At 54.4% G+C, this 20,721-nt stretch carries 15 protein-coding genes; 10 read left to right on the top strand and 5 right to left on the bottom strand.

Annotation, left to right across the window (positions count from 1 at the left end):
- The first annotated feature begins 22 nt into the window (after positions 1-22).
- The 3 genes from RGQ30_RS05690 (at position 23) to RGQ30_RS05680 (ending at position 4,832) form a co-directional block, all read left to right on the top strand.
- Entirely contained in the window at positions 23-2,587 is a 2,565-nt protein-coding gene (locus RGQ30_RS05690; RefSeq protein ID WP_130556842.1) for a circularly permuted type 2 ATP-grasp protein, read from the top strand.
- A gap of 3 nt (positions 2,588-2,590) precedes the next feature.
- Entirely contained in the window at positions 2,591-3,508 is a 918-nt protein-coding gene (locus tag RGQ30_RS05685; protein ID WP_130556843.1) for a transglutaminase family protein, read from the top strand.
- A gap of 865 nt (positions 3,509-4,373) precedes the next feature.
- A complete protein-coding gene (locus RGQ30_RS05680; RefSeq protein WP_130556844.1) occupies positions 4,374-4,832 on the top strand; it encodes a M23 family metallopeptidase in 459 nt (152 codons plus the stop codon).
- A gap of 737 nt (positions 4,833-5,569) precedes the next feature.
- Here RGQ30_RS05680 and lysS read toward each other — a convergent pair.
- The 4 genes from lysS to RGQ30_RS05660 all read right to left on the bottom strand — a co-directional run bounded on the left by lysS (position 5,570) and on the right by RGQ30_RS05660 (position 11,246).
- Entirely contained in the window at positions 5,570-7,102 is a 1,533-nt protein-coding gene (gene lysS, locus RGQ30_RS05675; protein WP_130556845.1) for a lysine--tRNA ligase, read from the bottom strand.
- A 3-nt stretch (positions 7,103-7,105) separates the two neighbouring features.
- Positions 7,106-8,210 (bottom strand): peptide chain release factor 2 gene (prfB, locus tag RGQ30_RS05670; protein ID WP_130556846.1). Its coding sequence is split into 2 segments (ribosomal slippage): positions 7,106-8,128 and positions 8,130-8,210, totalling 1,104 coding nucleotides; the frame shifts between segments, so codons are not numbered across the junction.
- A 97-nt stretch (positions 8,211-8,307) separates the two neighbouring features.
- Positions 8,308-10,032 (bottom strand): single-stranded-DNA-specific exonuclease RecJ, encoded by a 1,725-nt coding sequence (gene recJ / locus RGQ30_RS05665; protein WP_338284877.1) that lies wholly within the window; start codon positions 10,030-10,032, stop codon positions 8,308-8,310.
- 35 nt (positions 10,033-10,067) lie between these two features.
- On the bottom strand, positions 10,068-11,246 hold the full coding sequence (locus tag RGQ30_RS05660) for a hypothetical protein (RefSeq protein WP_338284835.1): 1,179 nt from the start codon (positions 11,244-11,246) through the stop codon (positions 10,068-10,070).
- 73 nt (positions 11,247-11,319) lie between these two features.
- Here RGQ30_RS05660 and RGQ30_RS05655 point away from each other — a divergent pair, with 73 nt between their 5' ends.
- Together RGQ30_RS05655 and RGQ30_RS05650 are read left to right on the top strand one after the other, a co-directional pair.
- The gene (locus RGQ30_RS05655) at positions 11,320-12,573 is read left to right on the top strand and encodes a lipoprotein-releasing ABC transporter permease subunit (protein WP_130557014.1); all 1,254 of its coding nucleotides are present in this window, start codon (positions 11,320-11,322) and stop codon (positions 12,571-12,573) included.
- Positions 12,566-13,258 (top strand): ABC transporter ATP-binding protein, encoded by a 693-nt coding sequence (locus RGQ30_RS05650; RefSeq protein WP_130556848.1) that lies wholly within the window; start codon positions 12,566-12,568, stop codon positions 13,256-13,258. Before RGQ30_RS05655 ends, RGQ30_RS05650 begins: the two co-directional genes overlap by 8 nt.
- 1 nt (position 13,259) lies before the next feature.
- Here RGQ30_RS05650 and RGQ30_RS05645 read toward each other — a convergent pair whose 3' ends face one another.
- Entirely contained in the window at positions 13,260-13,817 is a 558-nt protein-coding gene (locus RGQ30_RS05645) for a DUF2062 domain-containing protein (RefSeq protein WP_130556849.1), read from the bottom strand.
- Between the two features lie 15 nt (positions 13,818-13,832).
- Between RGQ30_RS05645 and RGQ30_RS05640 the strand changes: the two genes are divergently transcribed.
- The 5 genes from RGQ30_RS05640 to RGQ30_RS05620 all read left to right on the top strand — a co-directional run bounded on the left by RGQ30_RS05640 (position 13,833) and on the right by RGQ30_RS05620 (position 20,446).
- Entirely contained in the window at positions 13,833-14,618 is a 786-nt protein-coding gene (locus RGQ30_RS05640) for a TatD family hydrolase (protein WP_130556850.1), read from the top strand.
- A gap of 105 nt (positions 14,619-14,723) precedes the next feature.
- Positions 14,724-17,162, top strand: a complete 2,439-nt coding sequence (locus RGQ30_RS05635; RefSeq protein WP_130556851.1) for a DNA internalization-related competence protein ComEC/Rec2 — start codon at positions 14,724-14,726, stop codon at positions 17,160-17,162.
- A 99-nt stretch (positions 17,163-17,261) separates the two neighbouring features.
- Positions 17,262-18,677 carry a circularly permuted type 2 ATP-grasp protein gene (locus RGQ30_RS05630; RefSeq protein ID WP_130556852.1) on the top strand — a complete coding sequence of 472 codons (1,416 nt, stop codon included), beginning with the start codon at positions 17,262-17,264 and terminating at the stop codon, positions 18,675-18,677.
- Between the two features lie 9 nt (positions 18,678-18,686).
- Positions 18,687-19,646: an alpha-E domain-containing protein gene (locus RGQ30_RS05625; protein WP_130556853.1), complete on the top strand. Its 960-nt coding sequence runs from the start codon at positions 18,687-18,689 to the stop codon at positions 19,644-19,646.
- Positions 19,643-20,446, top strand: coding sequence for a transglutaminase family protein (locus RGQ30_RS05620; RefSeq protein ID WP_130556854.1), 804 nt, complete (start codon positions 19,643-19,645; stop codon positions 20,444-20,446). The genes RGQ30_RS05625 and RGQ30_RS05620 overlap by 4 nt, the downstream gene beginning before the upstream one ends.
- Positions 20,447-20,721: the final 275 nt, after the last annotated feature.

Here is a 20,721-nt window from a genome sequence, read left to right as displayed (position 1 = left end):
GTATTTCATGCAGTGAATCGCTTTGAGCGCAAACCCGAATCCCAACCTTGCGAACGCCAACATACCCTGGCAACAAAGCATCCTGAAGGGCACCAGCGCCTATTACAGCGAACTGGCAGGCGCTGGGGTGTTGCGCCCTGCCTGGGCAGAGTTTGTAAACCGACTGCCCGCAACAGGGCTTGGTGAACACCTGGACGGCAAAAAAGCCGCGCTGGCCAAGCAGATTCGCGACAATGGAATTACCTACAATGTGTATGCAGACCACGCCCAGGGCACATCACGCCCCTGGTCGCTGGACCTGCTTCCTTTCATCATCGACCAGGCCGACTGGGCTGTGTTGCAAGCCGGTGTGGCACAGCGCGCGCAGCTGTTGAACGCCATGATGGGCGATGTGTATGGCCCACGTGAACTGCTTTCAACAGGCCTGTTGCCAGCCGACCTGGTTTACGGGCATTCAGGGTACTTGCCGCAAATGCAAGGTATGCAACCGCCCAACAAGGTTTGGCTGCACATGGTGGCGTTTGACCTGGGCCGAAGCCCCGACGGCAAATGGTGGGTAATCACCCACCGCATTCAAGCCCCTTCTGGCCTGGGTTATGCACTCGAAAACCGCTTGAGTATTTCGCGCAGCTTCACACGCAACTTCCGCGACATGCAGATCCAGCATCTCGCTGGTTTTTATCGCGACTACATTGACGCCATTCGAAGATTGTCACCAAAAGGTGATAACGCACGCATTGCCCTGCTGACACCGGGCCCTTACAACGAAACCTACTTTGAACACACCTACTTGGCCCGTTATTTGGGTATTTCGCTGGTCGAGGGCAATGACCTGACCGTGCGAAACAACAAGGTATTTCTAAAAACAGTCAATGGTCTTGAACCCATTGATGGCCTGATTCGCCGAACTGACGACCAGTGGCTTGATCCACTTGAACTTCGTGAAGACTCTCAATTGGGCGTACCGGGTTTGATGCAGTCCATTCGCACCGGGGGCGTGGTCATGGCCAACATGCCGGGTGCCGGCTGGCTGGAAAGCCCTGCCATTCACGGCTTCATGCCAGGCCTGGGCAAACATTATCTGAACGAAGAATTGCTCTTGCCCAGCGTGCCAAGCTGGTGGTGTGGTGAGTCGCCTGCATGGGCGCAGGCTAGCGAACGCCTGAATAACCTGGTGATCAAGTCGACAGGGCCCAACAGACGAGGCAAAACCATGGACTCCATCATGGGGTCCGAGCTGGACGAAATTGAAAAACGCGCCTGGCTGTCGAAAATCAGCCAGCGCCCATCCCAGTACACGCTGCAGGAATTGATTCCCCTGTCGCGGGTTCCGATCTGGAATGGCACAGGCGGAATTGAAGAACGCGCCATGATGCTGCGCCTGTTTGCCGTCACCGATGGCCAGGGCAATTACACGGTGATGCCCGGTGGTTTGACCCGTGTGGCAGGCGACCAGCATGGCATTGTCAGCATGCAAAAAGGTGGCACCAGCCTGGACACCTGGGTTCGCAGTGGCGAGCCTGTTGAACGCACCACCAATCTGAAAGAAAAGCTGCAAGCCAAAGACCTTCAAGCCTTGCGCAGGCCAGTATCCAGCCGTGCAGCCGAACACTTGTTCTGGCTGGGCCGCTACACAGAACGGGCCAGTTTTTCCCTGCGTTTGCTGATGCGTACCCAACTACTGCTGAACGAAGAAGAATACCTGGACCACACAACCTTAGGGCTGCTGCATGAATTGTGCGGCAAACAGGGCATTAGCGATGAGTTCGATCCTGCTGAACCCAAAACCCAGGACGAGTTGGAAGCGAATATTCTGGAAAGGCTATGGTACAAAACCGGTTTTGATGCGCCCCCCGCTGAAGGCCTGGCTGGACAACTGAACGGGCTGGCCAGTGTGGCTGGGCAACTTCGTGAGCGCTTGAGCAGTGGCCATTGGCGCTTGTTGAATGATTGCGCCAAGGTGCTGACCGAACCTGAACATGCCCGTTTTCAACGTATCTTGCCCACTGCATCGCTTGAGCAGGTACAGTTGTACTTGCTGGCCATGCATGGTGAGCAAAGTGATCACATGACCCGCGACAACGGTTGGCGGTTTTTACAACTGGGTCGTCAGCTTGAACGCCTTTGCGGTGCCTGCGATTGCTTGTTGTCACTCACCAGCATGCCCGGTCGCGCTGGAGAACACGGCTTGGCCCTGGCGATTGCCTTGGCAGACAGTACCATCACTTACCGGTCGCGTTACCAGCACCGGTTTGAATGGTTGCCCACGCTGGATTTGCTGATTTTCGATGAAGATGCGCCTTATGCCATCCGAAGGATTTTGTACAAGCTGGACATTGTCATCGACAGGTTACCTGGCGACACCAGCCAGATTCGTCAGCTATTCGACAGTGTTTATCAATCGGGTGAGATGCCCGAGGGCCTGAGTCTGGAAGGTTTGCAGCCTCCTTTCCCGGCAGAAACGGGCCGCAAATTGCGGGCATGGCTACAAGAATTGCTCGACACCGCTTACAAGGTTTCTGACCTGGTGGGCGCCCAATATTTCAGACTGGCCGAATTACCAGACCAAGTCATTCAGGGAAGATAATCAATGACCTTCTCGGAAAGAAGAAAGGTGACCCATGTCACCGATTACGACTATCAACAGCCGGCAGAGTGTGCCCAGCAAATCTGTATCCTCCAGCCGCAGGAAGGCTTGAGCATGCAGGCGGGTCCGCTGCGCAAAGGCCAAAAGCTGGTTTCCCACACGCTCAAAATCCGGCCGAACCCGTCAACCGTGCAAAGCAACACCGATGCATTTGGCAATGTAGTTCACCATTTCGAGATGAATTACCCCCACGACAATCTTGAAGTGGTCAGCGAAAGTGAAGTCGAGGTCAGCAACTTTTTGCACACTGGCCCGATTGACGACTTGATCAGCCCAAGCTGGAACGAGCTGGTGGATCAGTTGCGCTATCAGGCCGGGCAAGCCATCTCCGATGACTACCAGTTCAGGTTTGAATCCAAGCATGTGCCGGTGCTTGATTCTTTGCGCGATTACGGCAGCCTCGATTTCTGGCCTGGCAGGCAAGTTGTCCATGCTGGCCAGGCCTTGATGCAGCGAATCTTTCGTGAATTCAATTACCAAAGTGGTTCAACCACCATCCACACCACAGTGGAAGAAGTGATGCAAAGCCGCGAAGGTGTTTGCCAGGACTTCGCACACGTGATGTTAGCGGTTCTGCGATCGCTGGGCCTTTCAGCCCGTTATGTCAGCGGATACATGCTGACCGAACCACCACCCGGGCAACCGAAGTTGCTGGGTGCAGATGCCAGCCACGCCTGGGTTTCGCTTTGGTGCGGCCCCGATGTGGGTTGGGTTGATTTCGACCCCACCAACAACCAGTTGCCGGACACGCGTTATGTGACGGTGGCGATTGGGCGTGATTATGCGGATGTACCGCCGATGCGGGGGGTGGTGCATGGGGGTGGAGAGCACACGCTGAAAGTGGCGGTGACGGTTTTTTGAGCCTGGCGAGCTTGACGCAGCTTATTAATAACTCAATGTACTTGTCGCGACATACCGCCTTGTTAATGCTCAATGTGCGTGTCGCGTCATCCCGCCTTGGCGGGCTTTAATCCCTTCTTGATTGCTGGCTCGGGGCATGCGAAACGCCCAAGGCGTGTTCGCATCGCTTCCTGACGGAATCGCCCCTCGACTGCGCATCAAGCGGGAAGCCCACCTGAATCGGCGGAATGATCGCAACACCGCACAGTGAGCCAAAGCTGCAGGTGAGTTGCCCGCAGCGAAGTTCGCAAGACCGCCAAGTCCGCCAAGTCCGCCAAGTCCGCGGCAGCTTGATCCCAGCCAGTTACGCGTGCAAGCCCTCAGCAGCCACAAGCACCAATGCTGGCACGTCACAGCCGTCTTCGCGCGAGAAGCCTTGCCAATGTCACTTGGGCTCGATATTCAAGACACGCCCGCCGTTCCTGAACCGAAGCAATGGATTAGACGCGTAGCGGCTCCGCAAGACGCGCTAGCGTTTGCGGTATCCATTGCAAGGTGGAAGAGGAACGGCCACCGCCACAACTTTCACGTTGGGCGGGGCTGTCGAGACAAGTGCATGGCAAGGCTTTGAAACGCGAAGCGACGCAGACAGGACTGGTGACATAAAGAGGCTTTGAAGCGCGAAGCGACACTGTCAGGAAAAGTGACACGGTAGGAGGGCTTGAAGGTGCTGAACGCCAACGAGATGGCAAGCCTTCGAATAGCCAGCTAAACAGCGCATCGAGGTTCGTCAAGGGTACAGTCAAGAGTGATGCTGAACAAGGTATGAATTTTGTTCGTTCTTCACCCTTGTCTACACTGTTGTTTTATTCAGTGAGACTCAAAAATGGCGCCATCTGAAAGTAGTTTGTTTTGCTCTCCCACGGGTTCAAACAATGTCCGGGGAAGCGATCTGTTCGGTCGCGGACATTTCGGCGCACCACGCGGTGTGCGACTACACAAGGGGGTGGACTTCAATATTGAGGCGAACTCTCATGTTTATTCTCCGGTGTTTGGCAAAGTAGTTCGAATCGCTGCGCCTTACAAATCGGATGATCGATTCAAAGGTCTTGTAATAGAGGGGTTGGGGCGCTATGAGGGATACCAGATAAAACTTTTCTACGTAGACCCGCACAAGGAAATAGTTGGCAGAACAGTAAAACAAGGCGAAACGATTGGTACTGCCCAGGATTTGACGATCAAGTACCCAAGCATTACAAATCATGTGCATTTCGAAATCACATTAAACGGCGAGCAAATTGATCCATCACGCTTTCTCCAAGAGGAAGCATTGTGCAAAAATTAAAAACAATTTGCTTTTTTGTGCTCATAGTCACTGCGAGTGCATGCTCGCAACCTGTGGAAACACTGCCCACGAAATTAACCCTGCATTCAAAAAATGAATGTGAATTGATATTCAAGTCTGACGATGCAAGTGTGGTTGAAAACTTTTGCAATATCCGTCAGAAACCAATTTTGATTCAGCTTGAGGATCAAAAAATCGAGATGACGTGGATTGACGAGAAAACCAGTCGCTTCCTGTTTCAAGAGGGCTGCGCAGAACAATCCAAATGCTTTTATGAGTTAAGGAAAACAAGGTATGGCCTGTCTGGCCGCTTTTTTTACCTGATTAACTTGACTGAAGGTGAGTACAGTTTTGAGGTTGACACACATGGTGCAATCAAACTGATTTCAGCATCATCGAAAGACCTTCCTTCGTGAACCTGACAAACCCAGGTGAGATCAATTCAGGCTTCAGCATTGGCATCGCCGCTGCTGTCGCGCGAGAAGCCTTGCCAATATCACTTGGTCTCGACATTCTAGACCCGCCCGCCGTTCCCCAACTCTGCAATGGATTAGACGCGAAGCGGCTCCGCAAGACGCTTTAGCGTTTGCGGCATCCATTGCAAGGTGAAAGAGGAACGGCCACCGCCACAACTTTCACGTTGGGCGGGGCTGTCGAGACAAGTGACATGACGAGGCTTCTAAAGCGAAGCGCAGCGAACGTATGAAGACGCCTCTAGGTCTGAACCTTGATGCGACTTAGTCTTCGCGCCTCAAGTGCGGAAACAGAATGACGTCCCGAATATTAGGGCTGTCAGTGATCAGCATCATCAAACGGTCAATGCCGATACCACAACCACCGGTGGGTGGCATGCCATATTCCAACGCACGAATGAAGTCGGCGTCGAAGAACATGGCTTCGTCATCGCCCGCTTCTTTTGCTTCAACCTGCTTCTTGAATCGGTCGGCTTGGTCTTCCGGATCGTTCAATTCAGAAAAGCCGTTGGCAATTTCGCGGCCGGTAATAAACAACTCGAAACGTTCGGTGATTTGTGAATCAGCGTCCGACGCACGAGCCAAGGGAGACACTTCAACAGGATAGTCCACAATGAAAGTAGGTTCCCACAACAGGCTTTCAGAGGTTTCCTCGAACAGGGCCAATTGCAATGCGCCCTTGCCTGCATTTTTCAGGGCAGGCTCTTTGTCCACATGCACACCCTTCTTGGCCAAGGCCTTTTTCAGGTAGTCGATGTTGTTCAAATCGTCCGTGGCGTATTCAGGGAAATACTTCTGAATGGCTTCAACAATGGTCAGGCGTGCAAAAGGCTTGGACAAATCCAGCTCGCGGCCCTGGTAAGTCAGGTTGGCGCTACCAGTGGCGGTCACGGCTGCATGCTGAATCACCTGCTCGGTGAAGTCCATCAGGTCGCGGTAGTTCCAGTATGCCGCATAGAATTCCATCATGGTGAATTCAGGGTTGTGGCGCGGGCTGACCCCTTCATTGCGGAAGTTGCGGTTGATCTCGAACACGCGCTCAAAGCCGCCCACAATCAGGCGCTTCAAATACAGTTCAGGCGCAATTCGCAGGTACATTTCCATGTCCAGCGCATTGTGATGGGTAATGAAAGGCTTGGCCGATGCGCCACCGGGAATGGGGTGCAGCATCGGGGTTTCCACTTCCAGAAAACCGTTGTCGCTCATGAAATTGCGAATTGAGGACATGGCCCTGGAACGCGCAACAAAGGTGTTGCGGGTTTCCTCGGTCACGATCAAATCCACGTAGCGCTGGCGGTACTTGATTTCCTGATCGGCCAGGCCGTGAAACTTGTCTGGCAATGGGCGCAGGCTTTTCGCCAACAAATGAATTTCCGTGCAATGCACGCTCAATTCGCCCTTGTTGGTTTTGAACAGTTTGCCCTTGGCGGCAATGATGTCGCCCAAATCCCAGTGCTTGAATTCGCCGTGAACGTCTTCGCCCACACCTTCGTTGTTGATGTAGAACTGGATGCGGCCTGTGCCGTCCTGCACAGTTGCAAAACTGGCCTTGCCCATCACGCGTTTAAGCATCATGCGGCCGGAGACCGACACCTCAATGCCTTGCGGGTCCAGTGTTTCCTTGTCCAACAAACCATAGTGCGCATGCAGGTCAGCAGCGCGGTGCTCGGGCTTGAAGCTGTTGGGGAAAGGCTGACCCTTCTCGCGCAATTTGGCCAGCTTGCTGCGGCGTTCGGCAATAATCTGGTTCTCGTCTACGGGCAGTTCGGTGCCAGCTTCTTGTGTTTTGTCGTTCATGATTTAAATGCCTTGCTTCAAGCTGGCTTCAATAAAGGGGTCGAGGTCGCCGTCGAGTACGCGCTGGGTGTTGGAAATTTCAACACCGGTGCGCAGGTCCTTGATTCGGCTGTTGTCGAGAACATAGCTGCGGATTTGGTGACCCCAGCCCACATCGGTCTTGGTGTCTTCAAGCGCTTGTTGTTCAACCATGCGCTTGCGCATTTCATACTCGTACAGTTTGGCTTTCAGCATGCCCCAGGCTTCATCGCGGTTACGGTGCTGGGAACGGTCGTTCTGGCACTGAACCACAATGCCGGTCGGAATGTGGGTCAAGCGAACGGCTGAATCGGTTTTGTTAATGTGCTGACCACCCGCACCGCTGGCGCGATAGGTGTCGGTTCGCACATCAGCTGGGTTGATTTCAATCTCGAATGAATCATCCACCTCCGGGTACACAAACAGGGAAGCAAATGACGTGTGGCGACCACCGGAAGAATCAAACGGCGACTTGCGAACCAGGCGGTGCACGCCAGTTTCCGTGCGCAGGTATCCGAAGGCGTAGTCGCCTTCCACCTTGATGGTGGCGGATTTGACACCGGCCACTTCACCGTCGGATTGTTCCATGACTTCGACCTTGAAGCCTTTGCGTTCGCAATAGCGAAGGTACTGGCGCAACAGGATGCTGGCCCAGTCTTGCGCTTCAGTACCGCCCGCACCGGCGGTGATGTCAATGAAGCAATTGGACGGATCGGCCGGGTTGCTGAACATGCGGCGGAATTCAAGGTCGGCAATGACCTTTTCATACTCAGCCACATCGCCTTCAATGGCTTCAAGCGTGTCGAAGTCGCTTTCGGCCTGCGCCATTTCAACCAGTTCCTGTGCGTCGCTGATGTTGGACTGCACCGTGTTCATGGTGACCACGACGCCATCCAGCATCTTTTTCTCTTTGCCCAGCTCTTGCGCATGTTTGGGGTCGTTCCAAACATTGGGGTCTTCCAGTTCGGCGTCAACTACCGTGAGTCGTTCGGCCTTGCGGTCGACGTCAAAGATACCTCCGCAACTGGCCTGCGCGGTCGGCAAGGTCAGTCAGGGCGTTGATGATGGCATTCAGGCGTTCGGCTTCCATGTCTCTCTAAGCTATTGAATTTGCGTAACCCAATATTGTAGCGCAATCAAGCAGGTTTCAGCGCGATGGCCTAACACCTGTCCCCGACGCCCCCTGTTTAAAGCATATGCTCTACGATAATCTGCACTGCATCGCCACCAGTGAAAGTATCCCTTTCAAAGCGGTAAGCCAGTTTCACTTTGGCCGGCAATGCCTCCACTGCCCTCCAACGCAAAGCCACAAAGGTTTTGCCGTCGCGGCGCAAGGTGAACTTGCTGTGGGCGTTTTTGAGCAGGCGGTGTTCAAGCACTTCAAATTCATCACAAAACAGGGGCGCGGGAAAGCCCTGGCCCCATACCTGGGTTTCCAGCAGGTCGGCTGTACTGGCCGCAATGTAGTCTGCGGGAATTGAACCGTCTGTTTCAACCACTTGGGTCAAGGCGCTGGGGTCGCTCAAATCCACAATGGCCTGGGCAAACTCAATCTTGAATTGCTCAATTGCACCCTCTGCAATCGTCAGGCCAGCTGCCATGGCGTGGCCGCCAAACTTTGGCATGCTGCCTTCAGGCAGGCGCTTGCACACCAGGTCCAGCACATCGCGCAAATGCACGCCCTGCACAGAACGGCCACTGCCTTTCCAGAAGCCATCGTCGCCGGGGGCCAGGGCAATGGTGGGGCGGTACAGCCTTTCCTTGATGCGTGAAGCCAGAATGCCGATGACACCTTGGTGCCAGGTGCTGTGCGCCACCACAATGCCGGCAGCAGGTTCATCTTGGCTGATGAATTTTTCAATGTCTTCCAGCGCATCGCGTTTCATGTCGGCTTCAATGCGCTTGCGCTCTTCATTCATTTTGCCCAGTTGCGCTGCCAGTGCACTGGCCTCGGCGGCATCATCGGCCAGCAAGGTGCGAATGCCAATGGCCATATCGGCCAGTCGGCCCGCAGCGTTCAAGCGTGGGCCCAACGCAAAGCCCATATCGGCTGCCGTGGCCTTGCGGGGGTCACGACTTGCTTCATGGAAAAGGGCCAAAATACCGGGTTGGGCACGGCCTGCGCGAATTCGCTGCAAACCGTGGGCAACTAGGCGGCGGTTATTCGCGTCAAGCTTCACAACGTCAGCAACCGTGCCCAAGGCCACAAGATCGAGCAAGGAATCAATTCGGGGCTGGCTTGCTGCGTCAAAGGCACCCCGTTCGCGCAATACGGCACGTGTCGCCAGCAGCACATAGAACATCACGCCCACGCCGGCAATCGACTTGCTGGGGAAGGTGCAGCCTGGCTGGTTGGGGTTCACAATCGCCATGGCGGCGGGCAGTTGGTCGCCGGGCAGGTGATGGTCGGTGACCACTACACCAATGCCCAGGTCGTTGGCTTCTTGCACACCTTCTACGCTGGCGATGCCGTTGTCCACGGTCACCAGCAGGTCGGGCTCGAACTGTTGCGCAACCAGCTGGACAATTTCAGGGCTCAAGCCATAACCGTATTCAAACCGGTTGGGCACCAAAAAATCGATGTGGTACTTGGCGGCCTCTTCATCGGCACCCAGGCTTTGCAGCAACATGCGCAAGCCGCGCACGCCCACTGCCGTGGCTGTGGCACCGTCGCAATCGTAATCGCCCACAATCACGATGCGAGCGCCCGCTTCCAGCGCATCCGCAAGAATTTCTGCAGCCTGGGCAATGCCCTTGAGTTCGGAAGGGGGAATCAAATCGGCCAGCTTTGTTTCCGCTTCGGCGTGGGTATCTATGCCCCGGGCTGCCATCAGACGAGCCAGCAAGGGGTGCATGCCCTGCCCGCGCAGCAAGGCTTCAATTTGCGGGCGCGGGGTTCTCACGCGGTGCATCAGTGGGGTGTTCAGGGGTGAATTAGCGGTGCTCATTAGCGGCCATCCCAGTCGGCTTGAATGTTGTCGTGGTCGCGTTGCCCCTGTTGCCAAGCAGCTTGCAAGTCTTCTTCTGTGGGGCCAGCCAGGGCCTCTGGTTCGCCCAGCACAGCCCAATTCGGAGTGTTTTGCCAAAACTTGAATCGGTTCATCCAGCTGCTTTTCAAAGTTTTCCAGCCATTGTTGCCTAAAAGCACCCAGTTGAATGCCAAACCCGCCAGGCGCATGGGCTGCAACACCTCAGTTTCCAATGTATTGAATACGCCCACGTTGCCACCCCAGCCCTGGAAGTTCACGCAATAGACGTTGTCAGGCTTGATACTATGTTCGTCTGCAGGACCCTGCAGCGGTTTAAGCAATTGGGTCCAGAACACAAAGCGGTTCAGTGCTTCGTCTGCGCCGTCAGTCATTTTGACAGCATCAAAAACTCCGTCTTCTGACACCGACTTCACGCGGGGCAAGACCACCTCTGCTTCCCAGGGTTCCCCACCCCCCCAAAACCACAATGCATTCAGCGGTTTGAGGCCTTTTTGTTCACGGGCCTTGTTGAACTCGGCATTGTGCAACTCCACCTGCATGTTCAGCCACATGCGCCGCCAATCGCTGCATTCATGGCTCATAGGCAGGTAATCCGTCAGGCGGATATCCTGTACCGACCAAGGCGATGCTTGCTCCATGGGCACTGGCGTGGGATTACTCAGCAGCGTGTGAAAATTTTCCGGTGAATTCAAGGCCCAGCCGTGTTTGTGCAGCAGGGGTTGAACCACGGCCCAGAACTCCAGTAAATCAGATTGACTGACCTGCAGCACTTCGGGTGGGGAAAAACGTACACCATCGCGTTCAATTTCAAGACAGCCCACAGTGCCCCAAAAACGGGTAAAAGACTGCGGTTCTTCATCGGCTTCCTGGCTCATCATGGCCCACGCCGGGTATTGATCGAACTTTGCGTGCGCTTGTGGATCCAAGTAGCGCAACAGCCAGGCTTCGATTCGATCCAGACCAAGGCTGGCCTCATAAGTTGGTTCGGGGTTTCTGGCCAGGGTTTGCAGCAAACCAGCGGGCAGCACCGAAAAAGAGCGGGCCCGCGCATCGGCAGACAGTCTTTCCAATGCCATTTCGGGCACGAGAATGTTGGGAACGAACACCCACAAAGGCGCATTGACAGGTTTGGACACGGTTTTATTCACACTACAATGAGAGCGCTTTGAAACTTCAACAGCGCGATTGAACAATTCGGGACAATTTGTGATTAGTTTACCCTTTGATGTTGAAATTGCACTGCGCTATGTGCGCGGTGGTGGCCACAGAAGCCGGGACAAGTTCATTTCTTTCATTTCCGGCCTGTCCATGGCGGGCATTGGACTGGGCGTGGCCGCACTCATTGTTGTGCTGTCGGTCATGAACGGTTTTCAAAAGGAAGTGCGAGACCGCATGTTGTCCGTGATTGCCCACATCGAAGTGCTAGCCCCGCAAGAAGGCTTTGACAACCCTGAAGCCTTGATTGAAGCCATCAAAAGTGCAAACCCGAAGGTAATTGGTGCAGCCCCGTATGTGGCGGGTGAAAGCATGCTGGCCCACGGCGACCTGCTTCGGCCAGCCATTGTGCGCGGCATTGACCCGGCCCAAGAGCAACAGGTGTCAGAGTTCAAGGAACTGATTTCAGGAAGTCTTGAAAACCTGCAAGCCGGTGAATTCAGGGTGGTGTTAGGCATTGAGTTGGCCAAGCAGATTGGGGTGAGTGTGGGCGACCGCATTACCCTGATCGCTCCTTCCGGCCAAATGACCCCGGCAGGCATGATTCCACGCTTGAAAGCATTCGAGATCACCGCCTTGGTCAGCACAGGTCACTATGAATATGACAGCGGCCTGGTGCTGATGAACATTGACGATGCAGCCCGTTTCTACCGCAGCATTGGCCCCACGGGTATTCGTGTGAAGCTGAACGACATGGACGCGGCGCCTTTTGTGGCACGCGACATTGAACGCCAACTGCCACCCACCGTGTGGGTACGGGATTGGTCGGTACAAAACCGCACCTGGTTTGCAGCCGTGCAAACGGAAAAGCGAATGATGTTCATCATTCTGACGCTGATCATTGCGGTGGCTGCTTTCAACCTGGTGTCCATGCTGGTGATGACGGTGAAAGACAAGCGCGGTGAAATTGCAATTCTGCGCACATTGGGTGCAAGCCCGTTTGCCATTCAGCGTATTTTCATGTTGCAAGGTGCCTTGGTGGGCTGGATTGGTACCTTTCTGGGTGTAACCGCCGGTTGGTTGCTGGCCATTAACCTGGGGGTGATTGTGCCCGCAATTGAACGCGCCCTGCAGGTTGAGTTTTTACCCAAATCCATTTATTTCATCAGCCAGTTGCCCTCTGACCCGCGCGCCAGCGACGTGGTCACCATTGTGACAGTGGCCTTGGTGTTGAGTGTGCTCAGCACCATTTACCCAAGCTGGCGTGCCTCGCGTGCCGAACCTGCGGAGGCCCTGCGCTATGAGTAATGTTGTTCTGGAAACCAAAAACCTCAGCAAGGCATTCAGCGGCATCACCGCCAATGACAAGGTCACACAAGTAATCAAGAACCTGAACTTTCAAGTACTTGCAGGCGAAACCGTGGCGATTGTGGGTGCTTCAGGTGCAGGCAAAAGCACCCTGCTGCATGTGCTGGGCGGCTTGGAAAAAGCCGACAGCGGTTCGGTGCTGTGGGCGGGCCAGGCCATCGAGCCGTGGTCGGTCCGCAAACTGGGCATGGAACGCAACAAAACCCTGGGGTTCATTTACCAGTTCCACCATTTATTGCCCGAATTCAATGCCTTGGACAATGTGGCCATGGCGTTGCGCATCGGAGGTGAGAACAAAAAAATTGCGCAGGAAAAAAGTGCGGTGTTGCTGAAACAGTTTGGGCTGGAGCACCGCTTGAATCACCGCCCTGCTGAATTGTCAGGCGGTGAACGCCAGCGTGTGGCCATTGCGCGCGCGATGGTGACCAACCCAAAGGCAATTCTGGCCGACGAACCCACGGGCAACCTGGACCAAGACACCGCCGACCAAGTGTTTGAAAGCCTGATCCACAGCAAGGCTGCCAACAAGTCTGCCCTGATCATCGTGACCCATTCCATGGAATTGGCGCACAAGTGCAGCAAGGTGCTGCGCCTTGAAAAGGGTGAATTGATTCAGTGTGACTAACTCAAGCGGGTTTTTGAAAAACCCGCTTGCGCCTGCGAGCCACGGCAATTCGAACCCCGATGTTCCAGGCCAGGCGCACGCTGCAGTAACCCAGCACGGACAATGTAACCATCAAAGCGGGCAATCCCACCGCCAGTGAAGGCCCCATGGACCACATCCAGTCCAGCATGGCGTGGGTGGAGCCTCCCCAATCAGACCAGTTCCAGTCGGGCACAGCGCTGACTCGAGCTTCGCCGATTTCACCCAGCAAGAACTGTCCATAAGCGACCGCGATCAAATACAAGGGCACAATCGTGATGGGATTGGTGTACAGGGTGGTCACAAATGCCACAGGCATGTTGACCTTGGCAACCAGCACCCACATCAAGGCACCCAATATTTGAAACGGACCGGGAATCAAGCCGCAGAACAGCCCGGCCGCCACGCCGCCTGCAACGCTTTTTCGGTTCAAAGCCCAAATATTGGGGTGCGCAAGGAACCGCTTGAACGGTCTTGCCCAAACCAGTTGGTCAAAGTGTTCTGGCGTTGGCAGGTATTGGCGAATTTTGCGACGAAACATGGCAAACTTTAAAGTATGTGGACCGACACGCACCTTCATCTTGATGCTTCTGAATACGACAGCGACCGGCTGGAGGTGGTTCAACGTGCGCAAGTTCTGAATGTTACCCGCTTTGTGTTACCAGCCGTAGGGGCATTCAACTTTGATGCGGTAAAGCGGTTGGCCCACGACATACCGGGGGCGGTGTACTGCCTGGGCATACACCCGGTGTTTGTGGACCGGGCGCATGACAATGATCTTCAAATCTTGCAACAGAAAATCAGGGAATCACTGAACGACCCGAAATTCGCCGGCATCGGTGAAATCGGCCTGGACGGCTTTGTACCTGGCTTGAACTGGGACAGGCAGGTGATGTTTTTCAATGCCCAACTGAAAATAGCCCGCGACTTTGATTTGCCCTTGGTCATGCATGTGCGAAAGGCGCTGGACCCCGTATTGAAAAGCTTGCGCATCTACAAACCACGCAGTGGAATTGCACACGCCTTCAACGGCAGTTTTCAGCAGGCTGAACATTTTTTGAAACTTAACATGTGCATGGGGTTTGGCGGGGCCTGCACCTTCACGCGCGCCCTGCAATTGCGGCGATTGGCCAAAGACCTTCCTGAACACGCCCTAGTATTGGAAACCGATGGCCCCGATATCGCGCCGGAATGGATTAACAAACAGCGCAACGCGCCTGAACATTTGCCGCGCATCGCTCAAACCATTGCAGAACTTCGCAATGTTTCTTTGAACGAGCTTTCAAGAATTAGCCAAGCCAACGCAGTGCGAGCCTTGCCCGCCCTAATCCACTCAACCTAATCCACTCAAGTTAACCGGCCCAGTCACCCGCAGGCCATCACCATTGGTGTTCCAGCAAGGCTTACTGCACTCTTCGAGGCTATCTGTTACTGAATTGCTTCGCCTTTGCCCTCCCTATCCCTGTTCAGCCTGGCTTACCTGCTCAGTTTGTTGTTGTTTCACAGCCAAACTGACCTGCCCGCCATTTGGCACACATTGAACCAGGTAAGTGGTGGGCCAACCGTTCCATTAATAGCCTGCTGGGCCCTCGCACTGACCCTGCTGGCGAAGCAAGGCGGCATTTGCCATTCCAGAACACAGCAAGCCATTTGCCTGTTGGCCGCCTTTGCATGCGCGCAAACCACCGCTGGCATTCAGGCAGCAGCCCATCAACAGCAACAGGTTCCATTGAACTGCAACAAGCAAAGTATGGAGTCTGAGTTTCGCTTGGTCGAAAAAACCTTTCGGGACAAAGGGGCGCAAACCTGGTTAATCGAGCACACGCCCTTCGATGTACAAAAAACCAGTAAATGCCTGAAACCCGATGCGCGTCTGCAACTGTTTGTTGAAAACGCTGATCTTTATCGCGAAGTCACACCGAGCCAACAGTTTCGAGCTGCACTGCGCATCAAACCACCGAAAGGCACCTTGCAACTGGAAGGCTTTGATGTACACCGGCATTGGTTTGCCAATCGAATTGCGGGCACGGCGCAGCTCAAGGGCGGTATTCAATTCATACCCACACCTGCAAGCTGGAGCCCTTTGATCTGGATGGAGCAACTTCGATTACACATTGCCAACTGGATCATCGACACGCTGCAAGGTCACCCAGAACAGGCATTGGTACTGGCCATGGTTGTGGGTGATCAAGGGTTGATTTCACCAGAAGACCGCGACATGTTCAACACCACCGGCATCGCGCACTTGGTGGCAATTTCCGGCCTTCACATCACCTTGTTTGCCATGTTGGCCGGCAAACTCGCTAGCAACCTTTGGCGCCGCTCGAGTTCGCTTTGCCTGCGGGTTCCCGCGACGTTGGCTGGCAGCCTGTTCGGTTTGCTGTTTGCGATACTTTATGGGCTGGTAGCAGGTTGGGGGGTGCCTGCACAACGCACGGTGTTCATGCTGTTTGCGCTTTGCGTAGGGCAACTGCGTGGTGGGCTGCAAAGCAGTTGGGACACTTTTTTCCTGGCACTGTTCCTGACCCTGGCCTTTGACAGCTGGGCCGTGCTGGACGCCGGTTTCATGTTGTCATTTGGCGCCGTGGCCACTCTGATATTTGTCACACAAGGGCATGTTTACTTCATCAAGCCGCGGCATGAATTTGTGGCGAATGCAATCAAGGCGCAATACGCTGTGACTGTGGGCCTTATTCTGCCTTGCGCCATCTTGTTCAACCAGCAATCGTTAGTCAGCCCGGTGGCCAATGCCCTCTCGATTCCCTGGATGAGTTTTGTCAGCACCCCACTGGCATTGCTGGGCGGGCTGTTCCAACACACATGGGCAATACAGTTGGCAGCCGACAGCCTGCAGGTACAACGCAAATGGCTTGGTGTGCTCAATGAATTGAGCTGGGCTGCACTGCCTGTTCACAATCAACCATTGTGGATCAACACAGTGGTTGCACTGGGCTGCCTTGTGCTGCTTTTGCCACCGGGCCTTGTCAGCCGATGGATTGGCTTGGCTCTGGTTGCAATGCTGGCATGGCCGGCGCCCCGCCCTGCTGAAAACGATTTCTGGATGACATTGATGGACGTGGGCCAAGGCACGGCCATCGCCATTCAAACCCACCGGCACCTGTTGATTTACGATGCAGGGCCCGCCTTCAATGACCGCTCCAATTCCGCCCGGCGAGTGTTGCTTCCCTGGCTTGCAGCCCATGGCTACAAAAAGCCCGATGTGTTCATGCTGTCGCATGACGATGCAGACCATTCAGGCGGAGCGCCCCTGATGCTTTTAAAGGCACCGCCCGTGACATTCATATCATCAGTTGTCAGTACGCACCCATTGAATCAACAGGCCAGGCTTCAGAAAAGTAAAGTGCATGATTGCCACCACATGACAGGATGGATTTGGGACGGAGTGCGCTTTGATCCCATTCCAATCAATGCGGACCAACATGCACCCTCAAAACTGCTGGCAAAAAACAATCAAAGCTGCGTATTGAAAATCAGCACGGCAACACACAGTGTGCTGTTGACCGGTGACATTGAGGCCATTTCGGAAATGCAATTGCTGACTACGCACGGCGCCCATCTGCTTCAGTCCAGGGTGCTGGTTGCACCACACCACGGTTCAAAAACTTCGTCGACTGAACCATTTCTGGAAGCAGTTCAACCTGAAATCGCCCTTATTCAAGCCGGATGGCAAAACCAGTTTGGCCATCCTCACCTGCAAGTGATCACCCGATTTAATTCAATGGACATTGATGTGTACAACACGGCCCAAAATGGTGCAATGAAATGGCATTTCCAGTATAAAGAGGCCACTCCCAGTGTGACCCTCGCAGCGGAAACCCGCCGACGCTACTGGCATACGCACGAAAACAGTGCGAAAGCACCCTGAGACTGTTAACTTTACATTCAAGCGCGTCACAATCCATCTGCGGGGGCTTGGCATGCTTCTTGTTACTCACAACCCATACAGAACAGGAACAATCAACTTATGTCAGCAATCCCCTTCGATGAAATGAACACTTCTGGCGGCGAAGTGCGCCACCACTACCAGGATTTCTCACGCTGGCTTGAACACCAGGCCCCGGAGCGTTTGCAGAACAAGCGCGCAGAAGCCGACCTCATATTCCGCAGGGTAGGAATTACCTTTGCGGTGTATGGCGAGGAGTCAGGAACTGAAAGACTGATTCCATTTGACATCGTGCCCCGCGTGATCACTGCGGCCGAATGGAAAATACTGGAAGCAGGCCTTCGCCAACGTGTTCAAGCATTGAACATGTTTTTGAAAGACATCTACAACGAGCAGAAAATTCTGGCCACTGGCCTGATTCCGCCCGAACAGATTTTCAACAACGAACAATACCGCCCTGAAATGCAGGGTGTGAAAGTGGCGGGCGACATTTATGCCCACATTGCCGGTGTGGACGTGGTGCGTGCTGGTGAAGGCGAGTTTTACGTGCTGGAAGACAACCTGCGCGTGCCTTCTGGTGTGAGCTACATGCTTGAAAACCGCAAAATGATGATGCGCCTTTTCCCGGAATTGTTTGCCCGCAATCGCGTGGCACCGGTTGAACATTACCCCGATAACCTGCTGGAAAACCTGCGCTCGGTGTCGCCGCAAAACAGCACCGACCCCACAGTCGTGTTGCTGACCCCCGGAATGTACAACTCCGCCTATTTTGAACACGCCTTTCTGGCCCAGCAAATGGGCATCGAACTGGTGGAAGGCAAAGACATGTTTGTGGATGAGGAAGTGCTGTACATGCGCACTACTCAAGGCCCCAAACGGGTGGATGTCATTTATCGCAGGCTCGACGATGATTTCCTGGATCCGCTTGCATTCCGCGAAGACTCCCAATTGGGCGTTCCCGGTTTGCTGTCAGTGTACCGCGCCGGTAACGTGACCCTGGCCAATGCAATTGGCACCGGTGTGGCCGATGACAAATCCATTTACCCTTACGTGCCAGACATGATCCGCTTTTACCTGAGTGAAGAGCCCATCATCAAGAACGTGCCTACCTGGCAGTGTCGCAAGCCCGAGCACTTGAAAGAGGTGCTGTCCAAACTGCCTGAACTGGTAGTGAAAGAAGTGCATGGTGCAGGCGGCTACGGCATGCTGGTTGGACCTGCCTCAACAAAAGAACAAATCGAGGATTTCCGCCAAAAACTGATTTCAGATCCGGCGAAATTCATCGCGCAACCCACTTTGGCGCTGTCCACCTGCCCCACCTTTGTGGAATCAGGGCTTGCACCCCGCCACATTGACCTTCGGCCCTTTGTGTTATCAGGCAGCAAGGTCAGCCTGATTCCGGGCGGTTTGAGCCGCGTGGCCTTGCGCGAAGGATCACTGGTGGTGAACAGCAGCCAGGGTGGCGGCACCAAAGACACCTGGGTATTGGAACGATAAGGAGCAAATATGCTGAGTAGAACTGCTGACCATTTGTTCTGGATGGCCCGTTACATTGAACGCGCCGAAAATACCGCACGCATGCTGGATGTGAATGTGCAAACCGCCCTGCTTCCACAGGATGCAGAAAATGCTGAACAAGGCTGGCGTGCCATGTTGTCGATCTGCGAACTGACCGAAGCCTTTGCAAAGCGTCACGACGATGTGAGCGCCGAGGCGGTGATCGATTTCATGGTCAAAGACCCCACCAACCCATCAAGCATTTATTGCTGCCTGCAAGGCGCACGTGAAAACGCGCGGGCTGTGCGGGGCGCATTGACGACCGAAGTTTGGGAAACCAACAACACCACCTGGCTTGAATTGAAAAAGGTGTTGGCTGACGGCACGGTTGAACGCGACCCGTCCGAGTTTTTCGAATGGGTAAAGTTTCGTAGCCATTTGTCACGCGGGGTAACCATTGGCACCATGCTGAAAGACGATGCCTTCCGCTTCATCCGTTTGGGCACCTTTCTGGAGCGCGCTGACAACACCGCGCGCTTGCTGGATGTGAAATTCCACAGCATGCCATTCAGTCCACTGGCCAATTTAAGTACGGCCGACCCACATGCCGATTATTACCACTGGGCGGCAATTTTGCGTTCCGTGTCAGCATTTGAAACCTACCGCAAAGTTTACCGGGATGTGATTACACCAGATCGTGTTGCGGAACTGTTGATCCTTCGAGACGACATGCCACGTTCATTGCTGGCTTCATTGAACGAAGTGTGCATCAACCTCGAAATGATCAGCAACGACTACTCGGCCAACACCGAGCGGCGTGCCGGAAAGCTGCGAGCAGAGTTGCTGTACAGTCAGATTGACGACATTTTGCAAATGGGCTTGCACGCATACCTCACCAATTTCCTGGAACGCGTCAATGACCTGGGCAACCGCATCAGCAAAGACTTCCTGGTGCCGCTTGAGGCATGAGACTGCGCATTCAACACCACACAGCCTACAGCTACACCTGGCCCGTGCTGTACAGCATTCAGCACGTGCGTTTGACACCGCAACAGGATTACAGCCAGCGAATACTGGACTGGAAAGTCAAAACACCTGCGCGGCAACACAGCGCACAGGATCATTATGGCAACACGGTTCTGACCTTCTCGGTGAATCAGCAACACCGGGAACTCAGCGTTCTGTCCTGTGGCCATGTTGAAATTGATGAACTGCAAGGTGGCTACTTGCCAGCCGTCAGCGACACACTGAATCCGCTGGTTTACACCCCCGCCACCGCGCTGACCGGCTTCAATGACGAAATGAAAGACTTCGCCAGTTTTGTGACCGACACAAATATCCCATTTGATCACCGTGTGCTGACACTGGCCAACGCTGTGGCAGACCGCGTGGCCTATACCAAGGGAAGCACGACAGTGGCAGACTCGGCGCTGGAGGCCTTCGAGAACGGACAAGGGGTATGTCAGGATCACTCCCATGTAATGCTGGCCTGTCTGCGCGCCCATGGAATTCCTGCCCGATATGTCAGCGGCTACTTTTTTAATCCGAATGTTGAACAGCACGACAGCCATGCCTGGGTTGAAGTGTTTGACAAAGACCGGGGACAATGGCTTGGGGTGGACGCCACGCACAAGGCCTTGGTGCGGGGCAACCATTGCAGGCTTGCTGTGGGCAAAGACTTCACGGGTGCGTCGCCGGTTCGTGGCATACGAACCGGGGGTGGGCAGGAAAGCCTTGAAGTTTCAGTGACCATTCAGCGCGTGGACTGACCACCAAGTTGTCATGTGCCCATTCAGCGCGAATACAGTCACTGTAGCGGTTTTGATGCTCATTTAGCGCGAATTCCAATCGCCCGCCTGAAAACCTGTTAATCCCTTTTTGAATTCACACTGACTCAACACACTCGACAAAAGAGACGGTCGAGTGTGTTGTCGGCTGATCGCCGAACGTGGCGTGTGAATTAAAACGGGCAGGTTTTCTTGAATGGCGGAACGATTGGAAAATCGCTGCTGAATGGGCTGAACCTGACAGTGAATCATCGCGC

The sequence above is a fragment of the Limnobacter thiooxidans genome, assembly GCF_036323495.1.
Lineage (GTDB): Bacteria > Pseudomonadota > Gammaproteobacteria > Burkholderiales > Burkholderiaceae_B > Limnobacter > Limnobacter thiooxidans.
Note: the sequence above shows the minus strand (reverse complement) of the source record. Positions and strands in the feature narration are given on the sequence as shown.